At 65.8% G+C, this 21,139-nt stretch carries 21 protein-coding genes and 1 other RNA gene; 11 read left to right on the forward strand and 11 right to left on the reverse strand.

The annotated features are described in order from the left end of the window. Positions 1–10: 10 nt before the first annotated feature. On the reverse strand, positions 11–790 hold the full coding sequence (locus ALII_RS0118260) for a GGDEF domain-containing protein (RefSeq protein ID WP_024588659.1): 780 nt from the start codon (positions 788–790) through the stop codon (positions 11–13). Positions 791–872: 82 nt separating this feature from the next. Further along, positions 873–1,817, reverse strand: coding sequence for a tRNA (adenosine(37)-N6)-dimethylallyltransferase MiaA (gene miaA, locus ALII_RS0118265; protein ID WP_051375946.1), 945 nt, complete (start codon positions 1,815–1,817; stop codon positions 873–875). On the opposite strand from miaA, the gene serB reads away from it, so the two are divergent. Continuing rightward, positions 1,788–2,678 (forward strand): phosphoserine phosphatase SerB, encoded by an 891-nt coding sequence (gene serB / locus ALII_RS0118270; protein ID WP_024588661.1) that lies wholly within the window; start codon positions 1,788–1,790, stop codon positions 2,676–2,678. The two genes, miaA and serB, sit on opposite strands and share 30 nt — an antisense overlap. Positions 2,679–2,733: 55 nt before the next feature. On the opposite strand, the gene ALII_RS0118275 is transcribed toward serB, so the two are convergent. From ALII_RS0118275 to ALII_RS0118300, 6 genes are all read right to left on the reverse strand, one after another. Then, positions 2,734–4,284, reverse strand: coding sequence for a DegQ family serine endoprotease (locus tag ALII_RS0118275; RefSeq protein ID WP_024588662.1), 1,551 nt, complete (start codon positions 4,282–4,284; stop codon positions 2,734–2,736). A gap of 243 nt (positions 4,285–4,527) precedes the next feature. Next, a complete protein-coding gene (locus ALII_RS0118280; RefSeq protein ID WP_024588663.1) occupies positions 4,528–5,490 on the reverse strand; it encodes a protease modulator HflC in 963 nt (320 codons plus the stop codon). Beyond that, on the reverse strand, positions 5,490–6,620 hold the full coding sequence (hflK, locus tag ALII_RS0118285; protein ID WP_024588664.1) for an FtsH protease activity modulator HflK: 1,131 nt from the start codon (positions 6,618–6,620) through the stop codon (positions 5,490–5,492). The genes ALII_RS0118280 and hflK overlap by 1 nt, the downstream gene beginning before the upstream one ends. A 122-nt stretch (positions 6,621–6,742) precedes the next feature. Then, complete coding sequence (locus ALII_RS0118290) at positions 6,743–7,273, reverse strand: dihydrofolate reductase (RefSeq protein ID WP_024588665.1); 531 nt, start codon at positions 7,271–7,273, stop codon at positions 6,743–6,745. Next, positions 7,273–8,067 (reverse strand): thymidylate synthase, encoded by a 795-nt coding sequence (locus tag ALII_RS0118295; RefSeq protein WP_024588666.1) that lies wholly within the window; start codon positions 8,065–8,067, stop codon positions 7,273–7,275. Before ALII_RS0118295 ends, ALII_RS0118290 begins: the two co-directional genes overlap by 1 nt. Positions 8,068–8,136: 69 nt before the next feature. Next, positions 8,137–8,448: a DUF2853 family protein gene (locus ALII_RS0118300; RefSeq protein WP_024588667.1), complete on the reverse strand. Its 312-nt coding sequence runs from the start codon at positions 8,446–8,448 to the stop codon at positions 8,137–8,139. Between the two features lie 98 nt (positions 8,449–8,546). Between ALII_RS0118300 and ALII_RS0118305 the strand changes: the two genes are divergently transcribed. The 7 genes from ALII_RS0118305 (at position 8,547) to ALII_RS0118330 (ending at position 11,339) form a co-directional block, all read left to right on the forward strand. Beyond that, the gene (locus ALII_RS0118305; RefSeq protein WP_024588668.1) at positions 8,547–8,918 is read left to right on the forward strand and encodes a CrcB family protein; all 372 of its coding nucleotides are present in this window, start codon (positions 8,547–8,549) and stop codon (positions 8,916–8,918) included. Continuing rightward, positions 8,915–9,298, forward strand: coding sequence for a CrcB family protein (locus ALII_RS0118310; protein ID WP_024588669.1), 384 nt, complete (start codon positions 8,915–8,917; stop codon positions 9,296–9,298). The genes ALII_RS0118305 and ALII_RS0118310 overlap by 4 nt, the downstream gene beginning before the upstream one ends. A 2-nt stretch (positions 9,299–9,300) precedes the next feature. Beyond that, positions 9,301–9,671: a transfer-messenger RNA gene (gene ssrA / locus ALII_RS22150) on the forward strand. 74 nt (positions 9,672–9,745) lie between these two features. Further along, positions 9,746–10,303 (forward strand): AAA family ATPase, encoded by a 558-nt coding sequence (locus tag ALII_RS0118315; protein ID WP_024588670.1) that lies wholly within the window; start codon positions 9,746–9,748, stop codon positions 10,301–10,303. Between the two features lie 69 nt (positions 10,304–10,372). Then, positions 10,373–10,921: an SspB family protein gene (locus tag ALII_RS0118320; protein WP_024588671.1), complete on the forward strand. Its 549-nt coding sequence runs from the start codon at positions 10,373–10,375 to the stop codon at positions 10,919–10,921. Between the two features lie 2 nt (positions 10,922–10,923). Beyond that, positions 10,924–11,112 carry a DUF4169 family protein gene (locus ALII_RS0118325; RefSeq protein ID WP_024588672.1) on the forward strand — a complete coding sequence of 63 codons (189 nt, stop codon included), beginning with the start codon at positions 10,924–10,926 and terminating at the stop codon, positions 11,110–11,112. Continuing rightward, positions 11,109–11,339 carry a ribbon-helix-helix domain-containing protein gene (locus tag ALII_RS0118330; protein ID WP_024588673.1) on the forward strand — a complete coding sequence of 77 codons (231 nt, stop codon included), beginning with the start codon at positions 11,109–11,111 and terminating at the stop codon, positions 11,337–11,339. The genes ALII_RS0118325 and ALII_RS0118330 overlap by 4 nt, the downstream gene beginning before the upstream one ends. Here ALII_RS0118330 and ALII_RS0118335 read toward each other — a convergent pair. Together ALII_RS0118335 and ALII_RS0118340 are read right to left on the reverse strand one after the other, a co-directional pair. Beyond that, positions 11,333–15,280 carry an AsmA family protein gene (locus ALII_RS0118335; RefSeq protein WP_348265988.1) on the reverse strand — a complete coding sequence of 1,316 codons (3,948 nt, stop codon included), beginning with the start codon at positions 15,278–15,280 and terminating at the stop codon, positions 11,333–11,335. The two genes, ALII_RS0118330 and ALII_RS0118335, sit on opposite strands and share 7 nt — an antisense overlap. Continuing rightward, positions 15,246–16,664, reverse strand: a complete 1,419-nt coding sequence (locus tag ALII_RS0118340; protein WP_024588675.1) for an FAD-linked oxidase C-terminal domain-containing protein — start codon at positions 16,662–16,664, stop codon at positions 15,246–15,248. Before ALII_RS0118340 ends, ALII_RS0118335 begins: the two co-directional genes overlap by 35 nt. A gap of 129 nt (positions 16,665–16,793) precedes the next feature. Here ALII_RS0118340 and ALII_RS0118345 point away from each other — a divergent pair, with 129 nt between their 5' ends. The 3 genes from ALII_RS0118345 (at position 16,794) to ALII_RS0118355 (ending at position 18,984) form a co-directional block, all read left to right on the forward strand. Continuing rightward, positions 16,794–17,276, forward strand: a complete 483-nt coding sequence (locus ALII_RS0118345; RefSeq protein ID WP_024588676.1) for a thioesterase family protein — start codon at positions 16,794–16,796, stop codon at positions 17,274–17,276. A 142-nt stretch (positions 17,277–17,418) separates the two neighbouring features. Continuing rightward, positions 17,419–18,513, forward strand: a complete 1,095-nt coding sequence (locus tag ALII_RS0118350) for a histidine kinase dimerization/phosphoacceptor domain -containing protein (RefSeq protein ID WP_161632283.1) — start codon at positions 17,419–17,421, stop codon at positions 18,511–18,513. Between the two features lie 9 nt (positions 18,514–18,522). Further along, a complete protein-coding gene (locus tag ALII_RS0118355; protein ID WP_029660699.1) occupies positions 18,523–18,984 on the forward strand; it encodes a response regulator in 462 nt (153 codons plus the stop codon). Position 18,985: 1 nt separating this feature from the next. Here ALII_RS0118355 and ALII_RS0118360 read toward each other — a convergent pair whose 3' ends face one another. Further along, on the reverse strand, positions 18,986–21,121 hold the full coding sequence (locus ALII_RS0118360; protein WP_024588679.1) for a PBP1A family penicillin-binding protein: 2,136 nt from the start codon (positions 21,119–21,121) through the stop codon (positions 18,986–18,988). Positions 21,122–21,139 lie beyond the last annotated feature (18 nt).

The raw sequence follows: 21,139 nt of genomic DNA on the forward strand, positions 1-21,139 counted from the left end.
AGTTTCGGCTTTAGGCGCAGACGCGGTTCCGGCCGAGCCCCTTGGCCTGATAGAGCCGCTGGTCGGCGCGCCGGTAGAGCTCTTCCGCGTTTTCCTTGCCGTTCCACACCGCCAGGCCGACGCTCGCGGTGACCTTCAACCGGATGTTGCCGTTGACGACGACGAGCGCGGACACCGCCTTGCGGATGCGCTCGGCGAAGGCGATCAGCCCAGCATCGTCCAGATTGGCCGCGACGATCGCGAACTCCTCGCCGCCCAGCCGCGCGACGACGTCATGGTAGCGGGTCAGTTCGCGCAAGGATGACGCGACTTCCTTCAGCACCTTGTCGCCGATGTCGTGACCATGCGTGTCGTTGATCGCCTTGAAGTGATCGAGATCGATGATCATCAGCCCGATCGGCCGGTCGATCCGGCCGAATGCGTCGAGATATTCGCGCAGCGCTTCATCGAAAAACCGCCGGTTCTGCATGCCCGTCAGGCTGTCGGTCAGCGCCGCCTGTTCCAGCGTCACCGAACGCGCGCTCAGCGTTTCCGTCATGGCGCGCAGCTTGCCCTGCTCCTGCACCTGATGGCGGATCAGCGGATAGATGAAGAAGGCGCCGAAGAAGATGGCGGTCGCGAGCAGCACCCCGATCGCAAAGAGCAGGCGCGCCAGATAGGCGATGTCTTCGCCGACCGGCTCGGCGGCCAGCGCCTGCAGCACGCCATAGGCGTGCAGCGTCGTCACGCCGGCGGCAAGGACGACCGCAATGAAGACAAAGAAAGCCGATTCGGCCTGGTGAAACCGCATACCGTTCCCGATACTGACGCCAAGGCTTCACTTTCCGCCAGCGCTCCCTTATCGCAGGTTAACGCGCCTTAGTATTTTCGAGCTAGTCCACACGGGGATGCACCCGTTCCCACTCCGGGCCGAGCTGGTTGCGAAACCACGTGTCCTGCCGTTTCGCATATTGCCGCGTCGCGGCCTTGGCGCGCGTGATCGCTTCGTCCAGCGTCACCTTGCCGCGCAGATGCTCGGCAAGTTCCGGCACGCCGATCGCCTTCATGGCGGGCAGGGTCGGCGCGAGGTCGAGGGCGAGGATCGCACGCACCTCGTCGAGCGCCCCGGCGTCGACCATCTCGTCGAAGCGCCGATCGATGTTGGCGCGCACGAATTCGCGTTCGGGGGCAAGAACGATCATGGCCGCGGACGCCGCATCGACGAACGGCGCCGACCGGTCGCCCTGCCAGTCGAGGATCGAGCGCCCGGACGCCTCGACGACTTCCAGCGCGCGCACGATGCGCTGCCCGTCATTCGGGCGAAGCCGCTCTGCTGCGGCTGCATCCCGCTCGCCGAGTTGGCGGTGCAGCGCCTCGGCCCCCTCCTCGATCAGCGCTTGGCGCCATCTGGCGCGAATGCCGGCGGGAATGTCGGGCATGTCCGAGAGCCCCTGCGTCAGCGCGCGGAAATAGAGCCCGGTGCCGCCGACGAAGACGAGCTTCTTTCCCGCCACATCCGGTGATTTGAGCAGCGCGTCCACATCTGCCAGCCATTGCGCCACCGAATAGGCGACTGCGGGGTCGACATGGCCGAAAAGGCGATGCGGCACGCGTGCCTCGTCCTCCACGGTAGGCCGCGCGGTGATCAGGCGCAGGACGTCGTAGACCTGCATCGAATCGGCATTGACGACGATCCCGCCCGTCTCGCCGGCGATCTCCATCGCCCGCCGCGACTTGCCGCTCGCGGTCGGCCCCGCTATCAGGACCGCATTCTTCAGCACGCCCTGCCCCGTTTCAGAAAGTCCGCCATGTCGCTCATCGCCGTCCTGATCTCGCATCCGGCCGAAAAGGCCGTGACCGTCGATCTAGCGAATAGGGCGGCAAAGGCCCTCGGTGCAAGCGCGACCGTCACCTGGCTCGACGACGGCATCGCATGCGAGTTCGCGGTTCGTGCCGGGCTGGAGGCACGGGAGGCGCTCGCGCTCCTGCGCGAAACGGTCGCGGGAACCCCGGTCGATGTCGCGGTCCTCGAGGCTGAAAACCGTCGCAAGCGCATCCTGATCGCCGACATGGATTCCACCATGATCGACCAGGAATGTATCGACGAACTCGCCGACATGGTCGGCATCAAGGACTATGTCGCCGCCATCACGGCGCGAGCGATGAATGGCGAGATCGCCTTCGAGCCCGCCCTTCGCGAGCGGGTCGCCCTGCTGCGCGACCTCGATGTCGCCGTGATCGATCAGGTGATCGCCGAGCGCATCACCCTCGCCTCGGGCGGCAAGGCGCTGGTCGCGACAATGAACGCCAATGGCGCGACGACCGCGCTCGTCTCGGGCGGCTTCGAAAGCTTCACGGAAAAGGTCGCGGCCAAGCTGGGCTTCGCCGAACACCGCGCCAACAGGCTGCTGGTGGAAAATGGCAGGCTCACCGGCAAGGTCGCCGAACCGATCCTCGGCAAGGAAGCGAAGGCCGCCTCGCTTCTCGATCTTGCGGCCCGCGCCGGCGTCACGCCGCAGGACGTGCTCGCGGTCGGCGACGGTGCGAACGATCTCGACATGATCCGCATCGCCGGCATGGGCGTCGCGCTGCATGCCAAGCCTGCCGTCGCGGCAGAAGCCGGCATCCGCATCGACCATGGCGACCTGACGGCCCTTCTCTATCTCCAGGGCTATCGCGGGTCGGACTTCGTCGCCTGACGAAACGAAAAAGGGGCGGCCGAAGCCGCCCCGATCGTTTCGTATTCGCCAGACCCTATTCCATCCGCAGCGTGACGAACCGCAGCTCGCCCGTCGGCGAGGCGAGCATCAGGAGGGCGTTGCGCCGTCCTTGACCTTCAAGCGCGGCGATACGCTCCTGAACGTCGGCCGGCGTGGCAACGGCTTCCTGAGCGATCTCCGTGATCACCTCGCCGGCGACGATGTTGCGCTCAGCGGCCTGCGACCCTTCCGCGACCTCCATGACGACGACACCGGTAATGTCCTCGCCGATGCTGAAGGATGCGCGGGTTTCCTCATCCAGTGCGGCAAGCGTCATGCCGAGAATTTCGGCCGTCTCGACATCCGCATCCGGCGTCGCCTCGTCCTCGTCCATCTCGACGCCGGCCTCCGCCTGGCGCTCGCTGTCTTCCAGCCGCCCGAGCGTCACACGCACGGTCTGCTCTTCGCCGCGGCGCACGATCAGCACGTCGACCTCCTTGCCGACCGGGCTTTCGGCGACGACGCGCGGCAGGTCGCGCATGGTGCGGACCGGCTTGCCGTCGAAGGAGAGGATGACGTCGCCGGGCAGGATCGAGCCATCATCGACCGGCCCGCCCTCGATCACGCCGGCAACGAGCGCGCCGGTCGCGCGGTCCATGCCGAGGCTTTCGGCGATGTCGTCGGTGACCGGCTGGATGCGCACGCCGAGCCAGCCGCGACGCGTCTCGCCGAATTCGCGCAACTGGTCGATGACGTTGACGGCAAGCTGGGAAGGAATGGCGAATCCGATGCCGATCGACCCGCCGGAGGGCGAGATGATGGCCGTATTGATGCCGATGACCTTGCCGTACATGTCGAACAGCGGCCCACCCGAATTGCCGCGATTGATCGCGGCGTCCGTCTGGATGAAATCGTCATAGCGCCCGGCATTGATGTCGCGGCCGCGCGCCGAGACGATGCCCAGCGTCACCGAGCCACCGAGCCCGAACGGATTGCCGATCGCCATCACCCAGTCGCCGATCCGCGCTTCCTGCGAATCGCCGAACTCGACCGCAGTCAATTCGCGCCGCGTCGGGTCGACCTTGAGCACGGCGAGATCGGTTTCGGGATCGGCGCCGATCAGTTCGGCCGGCAGCGTGCCGCCGTCGGAGAAGTTGACCTCGATCTCGTCGGCATCGGCGATGACGTGGTTGTTGGTGATGACGATGCCTTCCTCGGCATCGATGACGAAGCCGGACCCCAGCGATTGCATCGGCCGCGCGGACGGTCCGCCCGGCTGCTGCTGGTTGAAGAACTCGTCGAAGAATTCCTGGAAGGGCGAGCCTTCGGGAAGCTGCGGCACGGGCACGTTGCGCTGCGCCGGGTTGTTGCGCGCGGCATTCTGCGACGTGGCGATGTTGACGACCGCGCCCAGCAGGCCTTCAGCCAGGTCGGCGACGGAGGCCGGTCCCTGCTGGCGGGGTTGCGCACTGCCGGGAGCGGGCTGGGCGTCCGTCTGGGCCTGCGCGAAAGCCTGCATGGCGGGCGCCGAAAGGCCCGTCAAGCCAAGCGCGGCGATCGAAAGGCCGACGGTGAGTTTCCGGCGGATCGAAATTCGGGTCTTCATCAGGCACTTTCTCCCAAGGGGCGCGTTCTGCGGCGCATTGATCCGCTCGAATGCGGCGTGTTTGCGGCCCGGACCGACTTTGCAAAGCGTGCGGGCGACGTCGCGGACACAATCGCAACGGCGTGCGCGGGACGCAAGCTGCTCGCACGGCTGTCCGGTATTTGTGAAAGCATGGCGGACAAAAGAAAAGCCCCCGGACCGTCTCGCGACCCGGGGGCTTCGTTCATGTGGACCGGCGCTGCGTCAGGGCTGCGTCGAACCGGTGGTGAGGTCTGCGCCGGCAGCCGGCGGCGTCTGCGCCGGGGCGGCCGGCTGTTCAGCCTGCGTCCGCCCCATCGGGTTGCCGAAGAAGCGGAAAAACTGCGAATCGGGCGACAGGACCATCGTCGTCGCATCGCCGTTCAGCGCCGCCGTATAGGCAGCCATCGAGCGATAGAACTCGAAGAATTCCGGATCGCGCGTGAAGGCGTCGGCGAAGATGCCGTTCCGTTCGGCCTCGCCCTCGCCTCGCAGGATCTCCGATTCGCGGCGCGCATCGGCGACGATCTCGACGACCTCGCGGTCGGCGCGGGCGCGAATGCGCTGGGCCGCTTCACGGCCGCGGGCGCGAAGGCGCTCGGCTTCTGCAAGACGCTCGGCCTTCATGCGCTCGTAGGTCTGCTGGGAAACCTCGGCGGTGAGGTCGGTCCGGCGGATACGCACGTCGGTGATCTCGAGACCGAGCGAGGTCGCGTCGGGACGAAGCTGGTCGCGAACTTCGCGCATCATCGAGGACCGCTCTTCGGAAAGCGCGGCTTCGAAGCCGCGCAGACCGTAGACCCGGCGCAGCGAGGCGTCGAGACGGGTGCGAAGGCGCTGTTCGGCCAGCGGAACGCTGCCCGACACGGCCTGACGGAACCGCCGCGGATCGGCGATGCGATAGGCGATGAAGGCATCGACCTCGTAGAAGCGGCCGCCCGAGACCTGGACGCGGATATCGTCCAGATCGAAGCGCATCACGCGATCCTCGATCATCTGGACGCTGTCCGCCTCGGCAAAGCCGAAGGGCAGCTTGAAGTAGAGGCCCGGCTCGGTCTTCACATCGACGATCTCGCCGAAGCGCAGCACGATCGCCTGCTGGCGTTCGTTGACCACGAAGAAGGAGGAGTAGGCCAGGATCAGGAGCGCCAGGAGGACGATGGCGATGACGGGAAGACGGTTGGCCATCAGTTGGTCCCTCCCTGGGTCGAGGCGGTGTTCGATGCGTTGCGGCGCGCGTCGAGTTCGGGCAGCGGCAGATAGGGAACGACGCCCTGCCCGCCATTGGTGCCCTGCTCCACGATCACCTTGTTGGACGAGCGCAGAACGCCTTCCATCGTCTCGAGGAACAGGCGCTGGCGCGTCACGTCGGGCGCCTTGGCGTATTCGTCATAGACCGAAACGAAACGCTGCGCCTCGCCTCGTGCTTCCTGCACGACGCGGTTGCGGTAGGCGGCCGCTTCTTCGCGAACCTGCGCGGCCTCGCCTCGTGCGGCACCGAGCTGCTGGTTCGAATACTGGTTGGATTCCTCGACGAAGCGATCCTCGTCCTGCTCGGCGCGCTGAACTTCCTCGAACGCGTCGGCGACTTCGCGCGGCGGTGCGGCATCCTCGATCGAAATCGCGTTGATGGCGATCCCGGCGCCGTAATCCGTGACCGAATTGTCCATGATCTCGCGGACTTCCTCGGCGATGCCCTGGCGGTTGTCGCGGAAGATGTCCTGCGCGGGACGCCGGCCAACGACTTCGCGCATCGCGCTCTCGGCGACCTGGCGCAGCATGTCGTCGGGCGAAGCGACGTTGAACATGTAGGCGCGCGGATCGGAGACCTGGTAGGCGACGGAGAATTTGACGTCGACGATGTTCTGGTCGCCAGACAGCATCAGGCCCGTCGAGGTGCCGCTGCGCGGCTCACCGATCTGGATCAGCTTTTCTGCGACGTTGGCGGTTTCGACGGTCTCGACCGGCCACCAGTGGAAATGCAGCCCCGGCTCGGAAATCTCGTCCTTGGGCTTGCCGAAGCGCAGTTCGACCGCGAGTTCGTCCGGCTGGACCGTGTAGATGGACTGGAAGAGCCAGAACGCCGCGAGCGCCAGCGCACCGAAGCCGAACAGCGCCGCATTCGAGCCGCCACCGCCCGGCAGCGCCTGCTTCAGGCGATCCTGTCCGCGACGGATGATGTCTTCGAGATCGGGCGGCGAGCCCTGCGGTCCGCTCGGGCCGCGCGGCCCCTGCCCCCAGGGGCCGTTGCCGCCGCCATTGCCGCCGCCGCCTCCCCATGGGCCGCCGCTGCCGCCACTTTGATTGTTCCAGGGCATGAACTTCCTCTTGGTCCGGAATTGTCAACGTTGCGGCGGAACCTCCGACGCTAATCAACGTTACAAAACGTTATAGGGGTGCAATGTGGCCGTTTCAACGCAAACCGGCCGCCGATCGTCCGTCAGCGGCCGTTGGTCGCGCTATTTCGTGAATAGATGACGTATTCGCTCGCATGGCTGTCACGCTCTCCGGCCGGCACGCGCTCCGTCGTGCCCCGCGTCCACGCAGCCTCGTCGATCCGCGGAAAGAACGTATCGCCGTCGATCGCCGCCAGAATATGCGTGACGTGCAGCGTGTCGGCCCGCGCCATCGCCTCGCCGAATATCTGTCCGCCGCCGATCACGCAGATTTCATCGGGCGCCTCGCTTGCGGCGATCGCCAGCGCCTCGTCGAGCGACCGCGCGACGACCGCGCCTTCGTCGGCAAAATCCTCCTGCCGCGTGATGACGATGTTCGTCCGCCCCGGCAGCGGGCGCCTCGGAAAGCTCTCCCAGGTCTTGCGGCCCATGACGATCGGCTTGCCGAGCGTCAGCGCCTTGAAGCGCTTCAAGTCGGTCGACAGCCGCCACGGCAGGTCACCGTCGCGCCCGATCACGCCGTTCTCGGCAATGGCGACGACGAGGCTGACCGGGATGCGTGCAGGCTCCGTCATCAAACCGCGATCGGCGCCTTGATGGACGGCTCGGCGACATAGCCTTCGAGCGCGAAATCCTCGAAGCGGAAATCATAGAGGCTGCGCACCGCCGGATTGAGCTTCATCGCCGGCAGGGCGTGCGGCTGGCGCTGAAGCTGCGCGCGCGCCTGCTCGAAATGGTTCGAGTAAAGATGCGCGTCGCCGAGCGTATGCACGAAATCCCCCGCCTTCAGCCCCGTCACCTGCGCGATCATCATCGTCAAGAGCGCATAGGAAGCGATGTTGAACGGCACGCCGAGGAAGATGTCTGCCGAGCGCTGGTAGAGCTGACACGACAGCCGGCCATTGGCGACGTGAAACTGGAACAGGCAATGGCACGGCGGCAGCGCCATCTGGTCGACCTCGGCCGGGTTCCACGCCGAGACGATCAGCCGGCGCGAATTCGGATTGGTCCTGATCTCGGAAATGAGGTTTTCGATCTGGTCGATCGACCCGCCATCCGGCTTCGGCCACGAGCGCCACTGCTTGCCGTAGACAGGGCCGAGTTCGCCGTTCTCGTCCGCCCACTCGTCCCAGATCGTCACGCCGTTTTCGTTCAGATAGCGCACGTTCGTATCGCCGGCGACGAACCAGAGCAGTTCGTGGATGATCGATTTCAGGTGCAGCTTCTTGGTCGTGAGGACCGGAAAGCCCTCTTCGAGATTGAACCGCATCTGGTAGCCGAAAACGCCGCGCGTGCCGGTGCCCGTGCGGTCGCCCCGGTCGACGCCGTGGTCGAGGACGTGCTGGAGAAGATCGAGATATTGCCGCATGCATCACCGCCTTGAACGGCTTACTTTATCGCACGCGATGAGTCGCGCCCACCACCGATCGTCTCTTGTTCACAGCGCATCGAGCCGTCCGAGCTGCTTCGCCACCAGATAGTAGAACGTCACCCGCTTGCGCTCGTTGTCCGCGCCCATCGCGAGGTCGGCCATTTCGATGGCGAGGTCGGCGCGCTCGCGGTCGGTGCAGCCGAGCTTCCTGCCGCACCATTTCTCGCGCAGCCTGGCCGCGTGCTTGGCATCGAGCGCCTTGATGTGCAGCGATTGCGGGTTCCTGAGCGCCACGCCCAGATGCTTGACGATCCGCTCGATCGCCTCCGCGTCGGCCGTCGGATCGTAGCGGCGGACGTCGGCAAGATGGTCGTCCATCGACCCGTCTCCCTGACCATCGCCCCCCGCTGCTTGGTTGGCTTCACAAAGCGCGGCTGTCAAGATAACCCAAAGGGAGGTGGGGCAAGGATCGAAACATGGTCGATGCGATGAGTCTGGCGCTCGTGGCCGCGGGCGGAGCGGCCGGAGGCCTCGCGCGCGTCACCGTCGCGGGCATCGTCGCGCGGCGGTACGGCCCCGATTTTCCCTGGGGCACGCTCGTGGTCAACGCCACCGGCGCCTTCCTGATCGGGGTCGCGGCCGGACACTTTGCCCCGTCGCCCGACCTGCGAATCTGGCAGCTCGCCATCATCGGTTTCCTTGGCAGCTACACCACCGTCTCGTCCTTTTCCCTTCAAACCCTGTCGCTCGTCCACGCTGGAAAGCCTGGCCGCGCGGCCGCCAATGTCGCGCTGTCGCTCCTCATCGGCATAGCCGCCGCCGCGCTCGGCTTCTGGCTCGCCGCATGAACGCACGTCTGCTCTTTGCCGTCGCCAGCGGCGCCGCGCTCGGCTCGCTCGCGCGCTATCTCGTCTCGGTCGCAGCCTTGGCCATGCTCGGCGCGCACTTCCCGGCCGGAACGCTGGTTGCAAACGTCGCCGGCTCCTTCCTCATCGCGCTGTTGGCGCGGCGCGAGGCGGCCGGCGCGCTCGGCGCGACCGCGAGCGCCTTCTGGCTCGCCGGCTTTTGCGGCGGCTTCACCACCTTTTCGATATTCAGTCTGGAGACGCTGATTTTCATCCAGGACGACCGGCACGCGATGGCCGCGTTCTACGTCGCCGCCTCGCTCGTCCTGTGGCTCGGCGGCGCCGCGCTGGGCTGGCGAATGGGCGCGCCGCGCAAGCCATGATCCGTCTTGCAAACCGGGTCGCAAGCGCCTATCTCTGAAGTGCCGTCGCAAGGCGGCTATGGTGCTAAACCGACTGTGCAATAGATGGACCGGACGCGGTTTCGAAACCGCCACCTCCACCAGGAACCCGCCCGCGCGACAATTTTGTTGGACGGGCTGCTGATGGGGGTGAAATGGGATCGACGGACGTTGAAAGACAGCACGCTGTACCCGGCATTGTACCACCGTCATCGGGCTACAATAGTAGTTGCAAACGACAACTATGCGGAAGCACGTCTCGCCGCTTAATGCGGTGCGATAGCTTCAAATCAAGCCCTATGGGTTCGCACCTTTAGGCGGGGTTCGGAGGTACCTGGCAACAGAAACCTCCACTTCTCTCCCCTCTCCTGTCCCTTTGTCGCTGCGCGCCCCGCGCAAATGATTCTCTTTGCCATGAAGCGAGGACAGATGACTGAAACGGATCGCTTTTTTGCCTTCACGGGAGGACCGGGAACCGGCAAGTCGACGCTGATCTCCGCCCTCGCCGGCGAAGGTCTTGCCGCGATGCCCGAAGCCGGGCGCTCCATCATCAGGGCGCGGCAGGCCGTCGGCGCATCACCGCGCGGCGATGATCCGCTTTTCTTCGCCGAATTGATGCTCGCCTTCGACATGCGCAATCACGAGGAAGCCCGGCGCCATGCCGGTCCCGTCCTGTTCGATCGCGGCATTCCCGACCTCATCGGCTATCTGCGCCTGATGAACCGGCCGGTGCCCGCACATTTCGTCACCGCCGCGCGGCGCCTGCGCTACAACCCGGTCGTCTTCGTCGCGCCGCACTGGCCGCAAATCTACCGCAACGACGGCGAACGCGACCAGAGCCCGCAAGAAGCCGCCGCCACGAGCGACGCCGTCGAGCGCGCCTATCGCGAATTCGGCTACGAAATCGTGCGCCTGCCGCTCGGCACGGTCACCGAGCGTGTGGCCTTCGTCCGCGAGGTGATCGGCGCTGCCGCGCCGGAATCCTGAATCCGGTTTACCTCGGCCTGAAGCTTGACTACACCAAGGACGAAACGATTCAGGATGCGCAGGCAAACAATGGCCGAAGATTTGATCCGCTACGACATCCTCGCGCAGGAGGCGCTTCGCGGCGTCATGCGCAAGGTTCTGTCGGAAGTGGCGAAGACCGGCCTGCCCGGCAATCACCACTTCTTCATCACCTTCCTGACGCGTGCGCCGGGCGTGCGGATATCGAGCCGCCTGCGCGAGCGCTATCCCGACCAGATGACGATCGTCGTCCAGTTCCAGTACTGGGACCTGAAGGTGACCGACACCGGTTTCGAGGTCGGCCTTTCCTTCGCCGACGTTCCGGAAAAGCTTGAAATCCCGTTCTCCGCCGTGCGCGGCTTCTACGATCCGTCGGTCAATTTCGAGCTCGAATTCGACGTGCGCGCGGAAGATGCGCCGGAGATCGAGCCGGAGCCGGTCGCGGAGATCAAGCCCGTCGCGGCTGCGCCGAAGAAGCCTGCCGCCGTCAAGAAGGCCGAGAAGCTCGAACTGGCCGCGAAGGACGACGAAGCGGGCGAAAAGACCGGCGACAAGGCGAGCGCCCAGGTCGTCTCCCTCGATTCATTCCGCAAGAAGTAGCGATGGGCGAAATCGTCAATCTCCGGCAGGCGCGAAAGCGCCGCAAGCGGGACGACGACGCCGCCACCGCAGAGGCGAACCGCCTCAAACACGGCCGCACCCTTGCCGAACGCAAGGTTCAGCAGGCCGAGGAAACCGCGCGAGATGCCCATCTCGACGCGCATCGCCTGACATCCGAAGCGGACGAATGAGCGGCATCGTCAAGCGCTCGATGTCGATCCGCGGCCACCGCACCAGCATTTCCCTGGAAGACGCCTTCTTCGAAGAACTGAACCGGCTGGCGGACGAAAAATCCATGTCGCTCGCCGCGCTCGTGGCGCAGGTGGATGCGACCCGCGATCGTCGCACCAACCTCTCCTCGGCCCTGCGCCTTTTCGTGCTCGACGAACTGAAGCGGCGCGGGATCGCCGGTCAGTAGAGCCCGTCGCGGCCGAGCAGCCCGTCGATCGTCAGGTTTTCGGGACGAAAGATGTCCGCGCCTGCAGGCGCAGGAGGTGCCGGGGCGGGCGTCGGCGCAGGCGGCGCGGTGTCGAAAGCCCCGTCCTGTTGCAGGAAGCGCTCGACATCGAGCCGGAACGCATCCGTCTCGTTCGACTGCTGCTCCTGCCGCCGCGCGGCTTCCTCGGCCTCTTCGGCAGCGCGCCGGACGCGCTCCGCCTCTTCAGCGCGGCGCTCGGCCTCTTCCTGCGCCAGTCGCTCGGCTTCCTCTGCCGCCCGCGCGGCTTCGGCCGCCCGTCGCTCGTCCTCCTCGGCCGCCTCGCGCGCAACGCGCGCCGCCTCTTCCCGCAGGAACGTCTCGGCGTCCTCGCGACGGCGCTCTTCGATCCGTTGCAGGCGCTCCTGCTCAAGGGCGGCGAAATAACGGTTCTCGCGGCGCAGGCGCTGCGCTTCGAGAAGGCTCGCCTGCATCGCCTCGACGCGCGCCTGCTCGATCTCGAGCGCGCGCTGCGTCAGGAATTGGGCGAGCGGCTGGGTGTCGAAGCGAATGTCCGGAGCGCTTGGCGGACCTTCGATAAAGATGCGCACCGCAGGCTCTGACCCAACCAGTTCCTCGTCGCCGGCCTCGTAGGAAACGAGAGCATCGACCGAGACGCTACCGCGCGTCAGGTCGGCGCGCACATCCGCGCTCACATCCGCCCCCGCACCTTCGAGGCGGATCGGCGGGGCGCGCAACTGTCCGCCGGCCATCGACAGGGCGATCTCGCCGGTCCGCGCCTCGAACACACCCTTGCCGATGATGCCCGGTGCGAAAGCCTGCGTCGCATCCTCGTCGATGTCACGGCCGATCCGGTCCGCCTCGGCAATGAGGTCCGCAAAGGCACCGCCATCGAGGCCGCGAATGGCGAATTGCGGCAGGTCGAGACTGACGGTCCCCGACAGCGCGCTCATCATCGTATCGAGCGTGCGCCCATTCGAACTTGCGACCGCCGAAAGGTCGAAATCGCCGGCAAGCGCCGGCTGGTTGAGCGCGTCCGACAGGGACCCGCCGGTCAGCGCCAGTTGCGCCTGGAACAGTGCCGTTCCCGAATTGTTGGCGAGTTCGGCAAAGCCGCGCAACCCGCCACCGGCGATCGTGCCGCTCAGCCCGTTCAGCCGCAAACCCTCGGGGCCGAACCGCAATTCGCCCGACATGTCCGTCAGCGATTCCGCTCCGATCTCGGCGCGGCCGGCCGTCAGGTCGAGATTGGCGGTGAAGAGGCTGGTCGGCGCCGCTTCGAAAGGCACCGCCCCGTCCGCAAGCGCCGCCTCGCCGACCACCAGCGAGGCCAGCCAGCCAAGGTCGATCTGCGGCATGTCGAGCGCACCGGCCAGATGGGGGCGTCCCTCGCGCATGTCGATGTTGAGATCGCCGCTCAAGACCTGATCGAGGGCCGTTCCGCTGATGCCGGACAGGACGACGAGCCCGTCCTCGACGTCGATGCCGGTGCGAATGTCGAACGGGAGACCGGCCGTCATGCCGGGAAGCGAGACACCAGCCGTCGCCAGCCAGCCCGAAAGATCGTCGGCATCGAGCGCCAGCGAACCCTGGACCGCCACATCCGAGGCGTCGAGTTGCAAGGAACCGTCGAAGGCGGCGTCGAGCCCTTCGCCGCGCAGTCCGACCGAAGCTTCAGCACCGCGGGAAAGCTCTCCGATCACCCGCCCGGTGACCTCCGCCGGCCCGACGAAACCGAGCGGCAGGCCCGGAATGCCAGCCAGCGCGTAGATCGCGGCCGGTTCGTCGTTGCGCAGGGTGAAATTGAGATTGATCGGCAGGTCGGCGATCGGCAGATCGGTTCGCGCACTCGTCAGCGTCATCTGCAGCGCAGTGCCGCCAACGCTGCCATTGGCGCCGACCGCGCCGCCTTCGCCCTCGACGGCGCTGGCGACGAGATCGAGCTCGGCATCTTCGAGAAGACCCGGATAGGCACCGGCGCGGGCCGATAGCCCGGCCAGCGCGCGATTGTCCGGAAAACGCGCTGCGAGCGCGTCGACCAGCGGCGCGAGATCGACCGCGATGACCGAGGCGTCGACATGGCCGGTCGGCGTCTCGCCAAGGCCGTGCAGCGAGGCGGTCGCGCTGACATTGGCGCCCGCAAGATCGCCGATCGCCAGCCGGTCCACCTCGATCTGGCCCTGCCGCAACCGGATCGCCGTATCGAGCGTCCCCGCTTCCAGCCCGTCGAACGTCACCGGCCCGGCCTTCAGGTCGATGTCGACGTCGCGCTCCTCGAGCCGGGCTGTACCCGTTTCGCTGACGAAGAGCGAGGCAAAGGCGCGCATGGCGGGAAGATCGAGCCGGTCGCCGTCGAGCGCGACCCGCAGCGACGGGCGCATGTCGGCGGGCGTCGCACTGTCGATCTCGCCGCGGAAAATGGCGCCGCCCAAAGCCAGTTCGAGATCGCGGAAGGACTGGCGCTCGCGCGACAGCGCGACCTGCGCGTTGAAGCCGCCGGGCGGCAGGCGCCGGATCGCGTCGTCGACGTCGCGTGCAAGCCAGGTCGCGAAGCCGGAGGGCTGGTTGACCGCGACGAGCAGTTCGCCATCGAACTGCAACCCGTCCGTCGCCACCAGATCGCCGCTCGCCTCGATGGTCGAACGGCCCGGAAGAAGCGCGCGCAAATTGTTGATTTTCCAGCCGGTTTGCGATGGCTCGGCATTCAACGTCAGATCGCGGATCGTCGTATCGCCGGCAACGAGCGCCGGCAGATTGACCTCGATCGTCCCGGCAACCGCAGGCTTCGGCAAGGCGGCAAGCAGGCGCTCGACCCCGGCAAGCCGCGTTTCGAGGCTGGCCGTCCCCGGTTCGCTCCCCTCGTCGAGCCGAATCTGCGCGCCGTCCGCGGCGATGAAGAAGCGCGGGTCGACGCCGAAATCGAGCCCGCCGCGGCCGCTGGCGATATAGGGATTGTCCGCCGGACCGGTCTGGTAGGTGAACTCCGGAATGTCGAGCGCGTCATGGTCGATTTCGAAATTTCCGGTCACGCGATGGGCTGAAACCGGTGCGGAGGCCTGATTTTCGGGCCGATTCTCGACCATTTCGGCGCGAAACTGGCCCGAATAGACAGCTTTTCCGTCCAAAATCCGGGCACTTCCGTCGGTTTCGACCAGGAATGGCGAGCCAAAAGGCGATGCGCGCAGGCGAACACGGATCGCGTCGTTCTCGAACGTACCGGTCGAAAGGCCGATCGATGTCGGCACGCCGTCGACGGCACCGGTCCCGTCGAGCCGCCAGGGCCCGGCAAGCGTCTGCGCGGAAATCCGGGCATCGAGGTTAGACACGCGATGCAGCCGCTCGCTCTTGCGATGGAAGAGACGCAGCTCGCCATCCTCGACGGAAATGTTCTCGAACGTGACCTGCCGGACGGCATCGCCGCCGGGGCGCTCGATCCAGTCGAGACCGCCCTCCTCGTCGAGTTCGACGGTCATGATCGGCCGTACGAGCCGCATGTCGAAGATCAGGATTTCCCCGCGCAGGAAGGGTGCGAGTTCGGCGTCCATCGAGAAGGTTTCGACCTGCATCGCCGGCTCGCCGCCCGGACCGCCCGCGACCGACACGTCGGCGAAGGTGACCGATGGGAACGGCAACAACCGCGCACTGGCCTCGCCCTTGACCGTGACCTCACGCCCGAGGATACGGCTCGCCTCACGCTCGAAATCGGCGCGATAGGAGGTCCAGTTGACGAAGAACGGCCCGACCAGCGCCACCGACAGCGCCAGCACGATCAAACCGCCGATAATGACAAAGAGGCGCGCCAGCGATCCGCTCCCGCTCAGATATCCTCGTGGAACCGACTTTAACGGCTTGTCCGCGTCGATACAGTGGCAAACCCGAATTGGCCGCTCATAATTGCGCGCGCGGCAGGATTTTCCCCGGATTCATGATGTTGTCGGGGTCGAGCGCGGTCTTGATCGCGCGCATGATGTCGAGGCCCGGCCCCAGTTCGTGGACGAGGTAGCCCGCCTTGCCCTGCCCCACGCCATGTTCGCCGGTGCAGGTGCCGTCCATGGCGATGGCGCGCATGTTGAGGCGGCCGACAAAGGCTTCCGCCGCAGCAATCTCATCCTGGTTCTCGCCGTCGACCAGCACGAGAACGTGGAAATTCCCGTCACCGACATGGCCCACGATCGGCGCGACGAGGCCGTGCTCGGCGATGTCGGCCTCGGTCTCGCCGATGCACTCGGCAAGCCGCGAGATCGGCACGCAGACATCCGTCGTCAGCGCCTTGCAGCCGGGTCGAAGCGCGAGGCCCGCCCAATAGGCGTCGTGCCGCGCCTTCCACAATTTCGTGCGCTCCTCGGCGACCTTGGTCCACTGGAACGGCCCGCCGCCGAACTCGTCCGCGATCTGCCCGAAGAGCTCCGCCTGCTCGGCGACCCCCGATTCGGAACCGTGGAATTCGAGGAAGAGACAGGGGCTCTCGGCATAGGAAAGCTTGGAATACTGGTTGAGCGAGCGCATGCCGAGCGCATTGATGAGTTCGATGCGGGCGACGGGAATGCCCATCTGGATCGTCGCGATGACCGCTTGGCAGGCCGCATCGACGGAGGGAAACTGGCAGACGCCCCCGGAAATCGCCTGCGGGATGCCGTAGAGCTTCAGCGTCAGCGAGGTGATGATGCCGAGCGTGCCTTCGGCACCGATGAGGAGACGCGTCAGGTCGTAGCCGGCCGACGATTTGCGTGCCCGCCGCCCGGTCTGGACGATGCGCCCGTCCGGCATGACGGCGCGAAGGGAAATGACGTTGTCGCGCATCGTGCCGTAGCGCACGGCATTGGTGCCCGAGGCGCGGGTCGATGCCATGCCGCCGAGGCTGGCATTGGCGCCGGGATCGATCGGGAAGAACAGGCCGGTATCGCGCAGATGCGTGTTGAGGTCCTCGCGCGTGACGCCGGGCTCGACGGTGCAGTCGAGATCCTCGGCATTGACCGTGGTCACGCGGTTCATGCGCGACAGGTCGAGCGATATGCCGCCGCCCGGCGCATTGACGTGACCTTCGAGCGAGGTTCCGGTTCCGAATGCGATGACGGGAACGCGATTGGCGGCGCAAAGTCGCACGACTGCCTGCACATCGGCCTCGCTCTCGGCGAAAACCACGCCGTCGGGAAGCTGGGCGGGAATGTAGCTCGTCGAATGGGCATGCTGTTCGCGAATGGCCCGGCCGGTCTGCAACCGGTCGCCGAACTGGTCGGCCAGCGCGTCGAGCACCGCCGCGATGCCGGTTTCGTTGCGTTCGATGTCGACGAGTTCTGCCAGTGCCATGTCCGCTCCTCCAGTCGCCGGCGCCGCATCTGTGGACCACCGGTTCCCTGTTCTGTATCGCTATCCGCCGGACGTGCAAATCGGTTTCGGTTTGACGCAGCCCGAACGGCAAAAGGAGGAGCTCCCAGAATGTCGACAGCAGCGCCCGTAATCTCCCGCGTGATGGAGGTCGAGAGGGATTGGATCGATTATAACGGCCACCTGAACATGGCGTATTACAACGTCCTGTTCGACCGCTGTTCCGACGAAGCCTTCGCGATGCTCGGCATGGGGCCGGACTACGCCAAGGAGCGACGGCTGACGACATACACGGCGGAAATCCATGTCTGCTACGTTCGCGAACTCCATCTTGGCAACAAGGTGACCTGCTCGTTCCAGCTTCTCGATTTCGACGAGAAGCGCTTTCACGCCTATCAGGAATTGCGCCATGTCGATGGCTGGCTCGCCGCGACCTGCGAGGTGCTGACGCTGCATGTCGACATGAACGGTCCCAAGGTCGCGCATTTCCCCGACGACATCCTCGCCAACATGAAGGCGATGCACGCCGCACATCAGAGCCTGCCGAAGCCCGAGCGAGCCGGCCGTTCCGTGGGAATCAAACGCAAGTCTTGAACGGTCCAGTTTTTCATTAACCTGTGGCGTCGATGCAACAAAGCACGCGCGCCCTCGTTATCCGCCTGCATCAATGGATCAATTCCAAGGTTGGCGGGACATGGACTGGAAATCGAGGGGCGAAAGCTCCGAAGCATGGCACATGACGGACGATCTCCATGCCGAGCAGGGCAAGGGCGATCCGTTTGCGGCTGCCATACGCGCAACGCGTATGGCCATGCTGATCACCGACCCGCGCCTGCCCGACAATCCGATCGTCTTCGTCAATGAAGCCTTCCTGCGCCTGACAGGTTACGGCCGCGACGAGGTCATGGGACAAAATTGCCGCTTTTTGCAGGGTGACGATACCGATCCGCTGGCGGTCGCCGAACTTCGCTCGGCAATCGCGGAGAAGCGCGCGATCAATGTCGATATCCTGAACTATCGCAAGGATGGGAGTGCGTTCTGGAACGCGCTCTATCTGAGCCCTGTCAGCAACGAGCAGGGCGAACTTCAGTTCTTCTTCGCTTCACAGCTCGACGTCACGGAACGCAAGTGGGGCGAGGAACATGCAATCCGCGAGAAGGAGCGTTTCGAGCGGGCGGTCGCCGAGCGCACCGCCGAACTCGAAGTGGCGCTTGAGGCGCAGACAGCGCTGCTCCATGAGGTGGATCACCGGGTCAAGAACAACCTGCAAATGGTGTCGTCCCTCATCGTCATGCAGGCCCGCACCATAGCCGACGAGACCGCGCGCCAGTCGCTCCAGGACATGCTGGCGCGGGTCGAGGCGCTGTCGACGGTCCACCGCCGGCTTTATCAATCGCAGGACGTCGGCCGTTTCGACGTCAGCGATTTTCTGAAGGACCTCGTGAGGGACGTCGTCGCGGCATCGAGATTTGCCGACATGGAAACCCGGTTCGAACTCGACAGCGTGGAGATCGCGGCCAATCGCGCCACGCCCCTGGCTCTGATCGTCAACGAACTCGTCACGAATGCGCTCAAGCACGCTTTCGATGCCGAGGCTCGTCCGGTCCTGACCACGCGCATCGCACGCTCGGGCGACCGGTTCCGGATCGAGGTCGAGGACAATGGCTCTGGAATGAATGGCGCCGACGGCGCGGATTCCTTCGGCACCAAGCTCATTCGCTCGCTCAGCCGTCAGTTGAAGGCAGACATTTCCTGGGAGGACATGCAACCGGGCACACGCGCAACCATCGAACTGCCACAGGACGACGCGCCCAAGCAGCCGTCGCCATAGGAGAATGCCATGGAGCCGCTTCAATTGGAGCCGCTGAAGATCATCATCGTCGAGGACGAAGCGCTGCTCGCCCTCGAACTGGAAGGACTCATCGAGGACAGCGGCAATTCCGTCGTCGGTTGGGCGACCAACTTCGCCGAGGCGAAGGCACTGGTAGACGGGAACGAAGCCGACATCGCGTTCGTCGACCTGAACCTGGCGGATGGACCGACAGGGGTTCGCATTGCCGAATATATTCGCGACAGCGGGCGTTCGCTGGCAGTCTTCATGACCGCAAATCCGCGCAGCCTGCCCGAGAATTTCGCCGGCGCTGTCGGCGTCATCGCCAAGCCCTATACGATGAACGGGCTCACCGCGGCGCTGACCTATTTGAAGGAAGGCGTTCGCGAACCGCCGCCGGCAAGTTCCCTGCCGGTCGGATTCGTGCTTTCGCCGGACTATGCGGCGAACTGGGCCGCATCGACGGGTTAGGTCAGCGCTCGCAAAGACGGCGAGAGCCGCGATAGGGCTGATAGCTGCAGTCCGACGAGCGGAACGATCGATAGGCGCGCGCACATGCCTGGACATTGCAGGATTGCGCGGCCACCTCGCCTGAGCCCGCCCTGCCTTCGTCGACCGAGCCGCCGGCTTCGGACTGCGCGGCAAGGGCCTCGACCGACGTGCCGTCGATGAAGGACTTGAAGATGGACGCCGGCAATGCGCCTCCCGTCACGCCCTTCATGGGCGTGTCGTCGTCATTTCCCACCCAGACACCGACGACGAGATTTTCGGTGAATCCGACGAACCACGCGTCGCGATAGTTCTGGCTGGTTCCGGTCTTGCCAGCGGAAAATCCGTCGACCCGCGCCGCCTGTCCCGTTCCCTGTTCGACGACCATGCTCAGGAGCCGGATCAAGTCGTCGCGAAAGGGCGAGATGTCGATGTCCGGGCGACGGCTCGGCCCGACGCGGAAGCCGTCGCGGGTTTCGTCGGTGCGGAACGAGACGATGCCCCACGGCTCGACCGGTGCCACGCCGGCGAGGATCGAGGCATAGGCACCGGTGAGGTCGATCAGCGTGACTTCCGAGGCGCCGAGCGCGAGGGCGGGCGTTTCGGTCAGTTCCGCATCGATGCCGAGATCGCGCGCCGCCGCGGCGACATGCCCGATGCCGACCTCCTGCGCCAGGACGACCATCGCCGCATTGAGCGAACGCACGAAAGCCTCATAGATCGGCACGAGGCCATAGTAGCGGCCGCCGAAGTTTTCCGGCGTCCAGCCGTCGATCGTGATCGGCTCGTCGGGAACGAGCGCGCGCGGGTCGATGCCGGCCTGAAGGGCGGAGAGAAGCACGAACGTCTTGAACGTCGAGCCGGGCTGGCGGCGTGCATCGACGGCGCGGTTGAAAGTGCTTTCCTGATAGTTCCGCCCGCCGACCATGGCGAGCACCGCACCGTCCGGCCCCATCGCGACGAGCGCGCCCTGCCCCGGGCCGTCCGCGCCGGCGCCATCCAGCGCCTCGCGCAGGACGCGCTCGGCGACGGCCTGCAATTGCGGCTCGAGCGTCGTTGCGACGCTGATCGTGCCGCGATAGTCGGCCGCGATCTCGCGCGCGTCGCGCATCGCCCAGTCGGCGAACCAGCTTCCCGAGCGGCTCGCGGGCCGCGTCGGCCTCAACTCGGCATAGGCGGCCTTCGCCGCTGCCGCTTCATCGGCCGAAATCTTGCCGTTGGCGACCATCGCGTCGAGCACCACGCGCGCCCGCTCCTCGGCGCGATCGGCATTGGCGATCGGGTTGAGGACGGAAGGCGCGATGATCAGGCCCGCGATCATGGCGGATTCGCCGAGGTCGAGTTCGCCCGGCTCCTTGTCGAAATAGATGCGCGCGGCAGCCGGAACGCCAGTCGCGCCGGCGCCGAGATAGATGTTGTTCAAATAGCGCGTCAGGATTTCGTCCTTGCCGAGCCGGCGTTCCAGCCAGAAGGCGATGACGAGTTCCTGGATCTTGCGCCGGTAGGTGCGGTCGCGCTCCAGATAGGAGATCTTGATGAGCTGCTGGGTGATCGTCGAGCCGCCCTGGACCACCTCGCCGGCGTCGAGATTGCGCATGAAGGCGCGCGCGATGCCGCGAAGGTCGACGCCCCAATGATCGTAGAAGCGACGATCCTCGATGCTGAGCACGGCGTCGACGAGATGCTGGGGGAAGGCATCGACGCGCGTATAGGCGCCCTGATAGGGCCCCTCCTGCACCAGCGGCGTGCCATCGGCGCTTTCGAGCACCACGACCGGCGCGATCGATCCGTCCGCGATCTCTTCCCACGGAACGTCCCGAAGCGCCCACAAGAGAATCCCGGCAACGACGAGGATACCCGCGAGCGCGACGCCGGAAAGCGCAACGAGAATGCGGTTGCGGCGCGTTCGCGTGACGCCGGACGCGCGTTTCGGCGTCGCGACATCCGGTCGCGCCCGGTATCGGCGCCACCGCGACGATGCGGCACGCAGCGCTGCGCCAAGTTCCGTCCGCAAGGCCGCGCCGAGCGCCGAGGCGGCACGCGTGCTGCGGCGAAAGCCGTGGCCCGCCTGTGTTCCCGGCCCCTGATCGGCATTGCCGGGTCTTTCGCTGTCGTCCATCTCAACTCTCGGTTCGCC

This window comes from Aliihoeflea sp. 2WW, from assembly GCF_000497755.1.
Classification (GTDB): Bacteria; Pseudomonadota; Alphaproteobacteria; order Rhizobiales; family Rhizobiaceae; genus Aliihoeflea.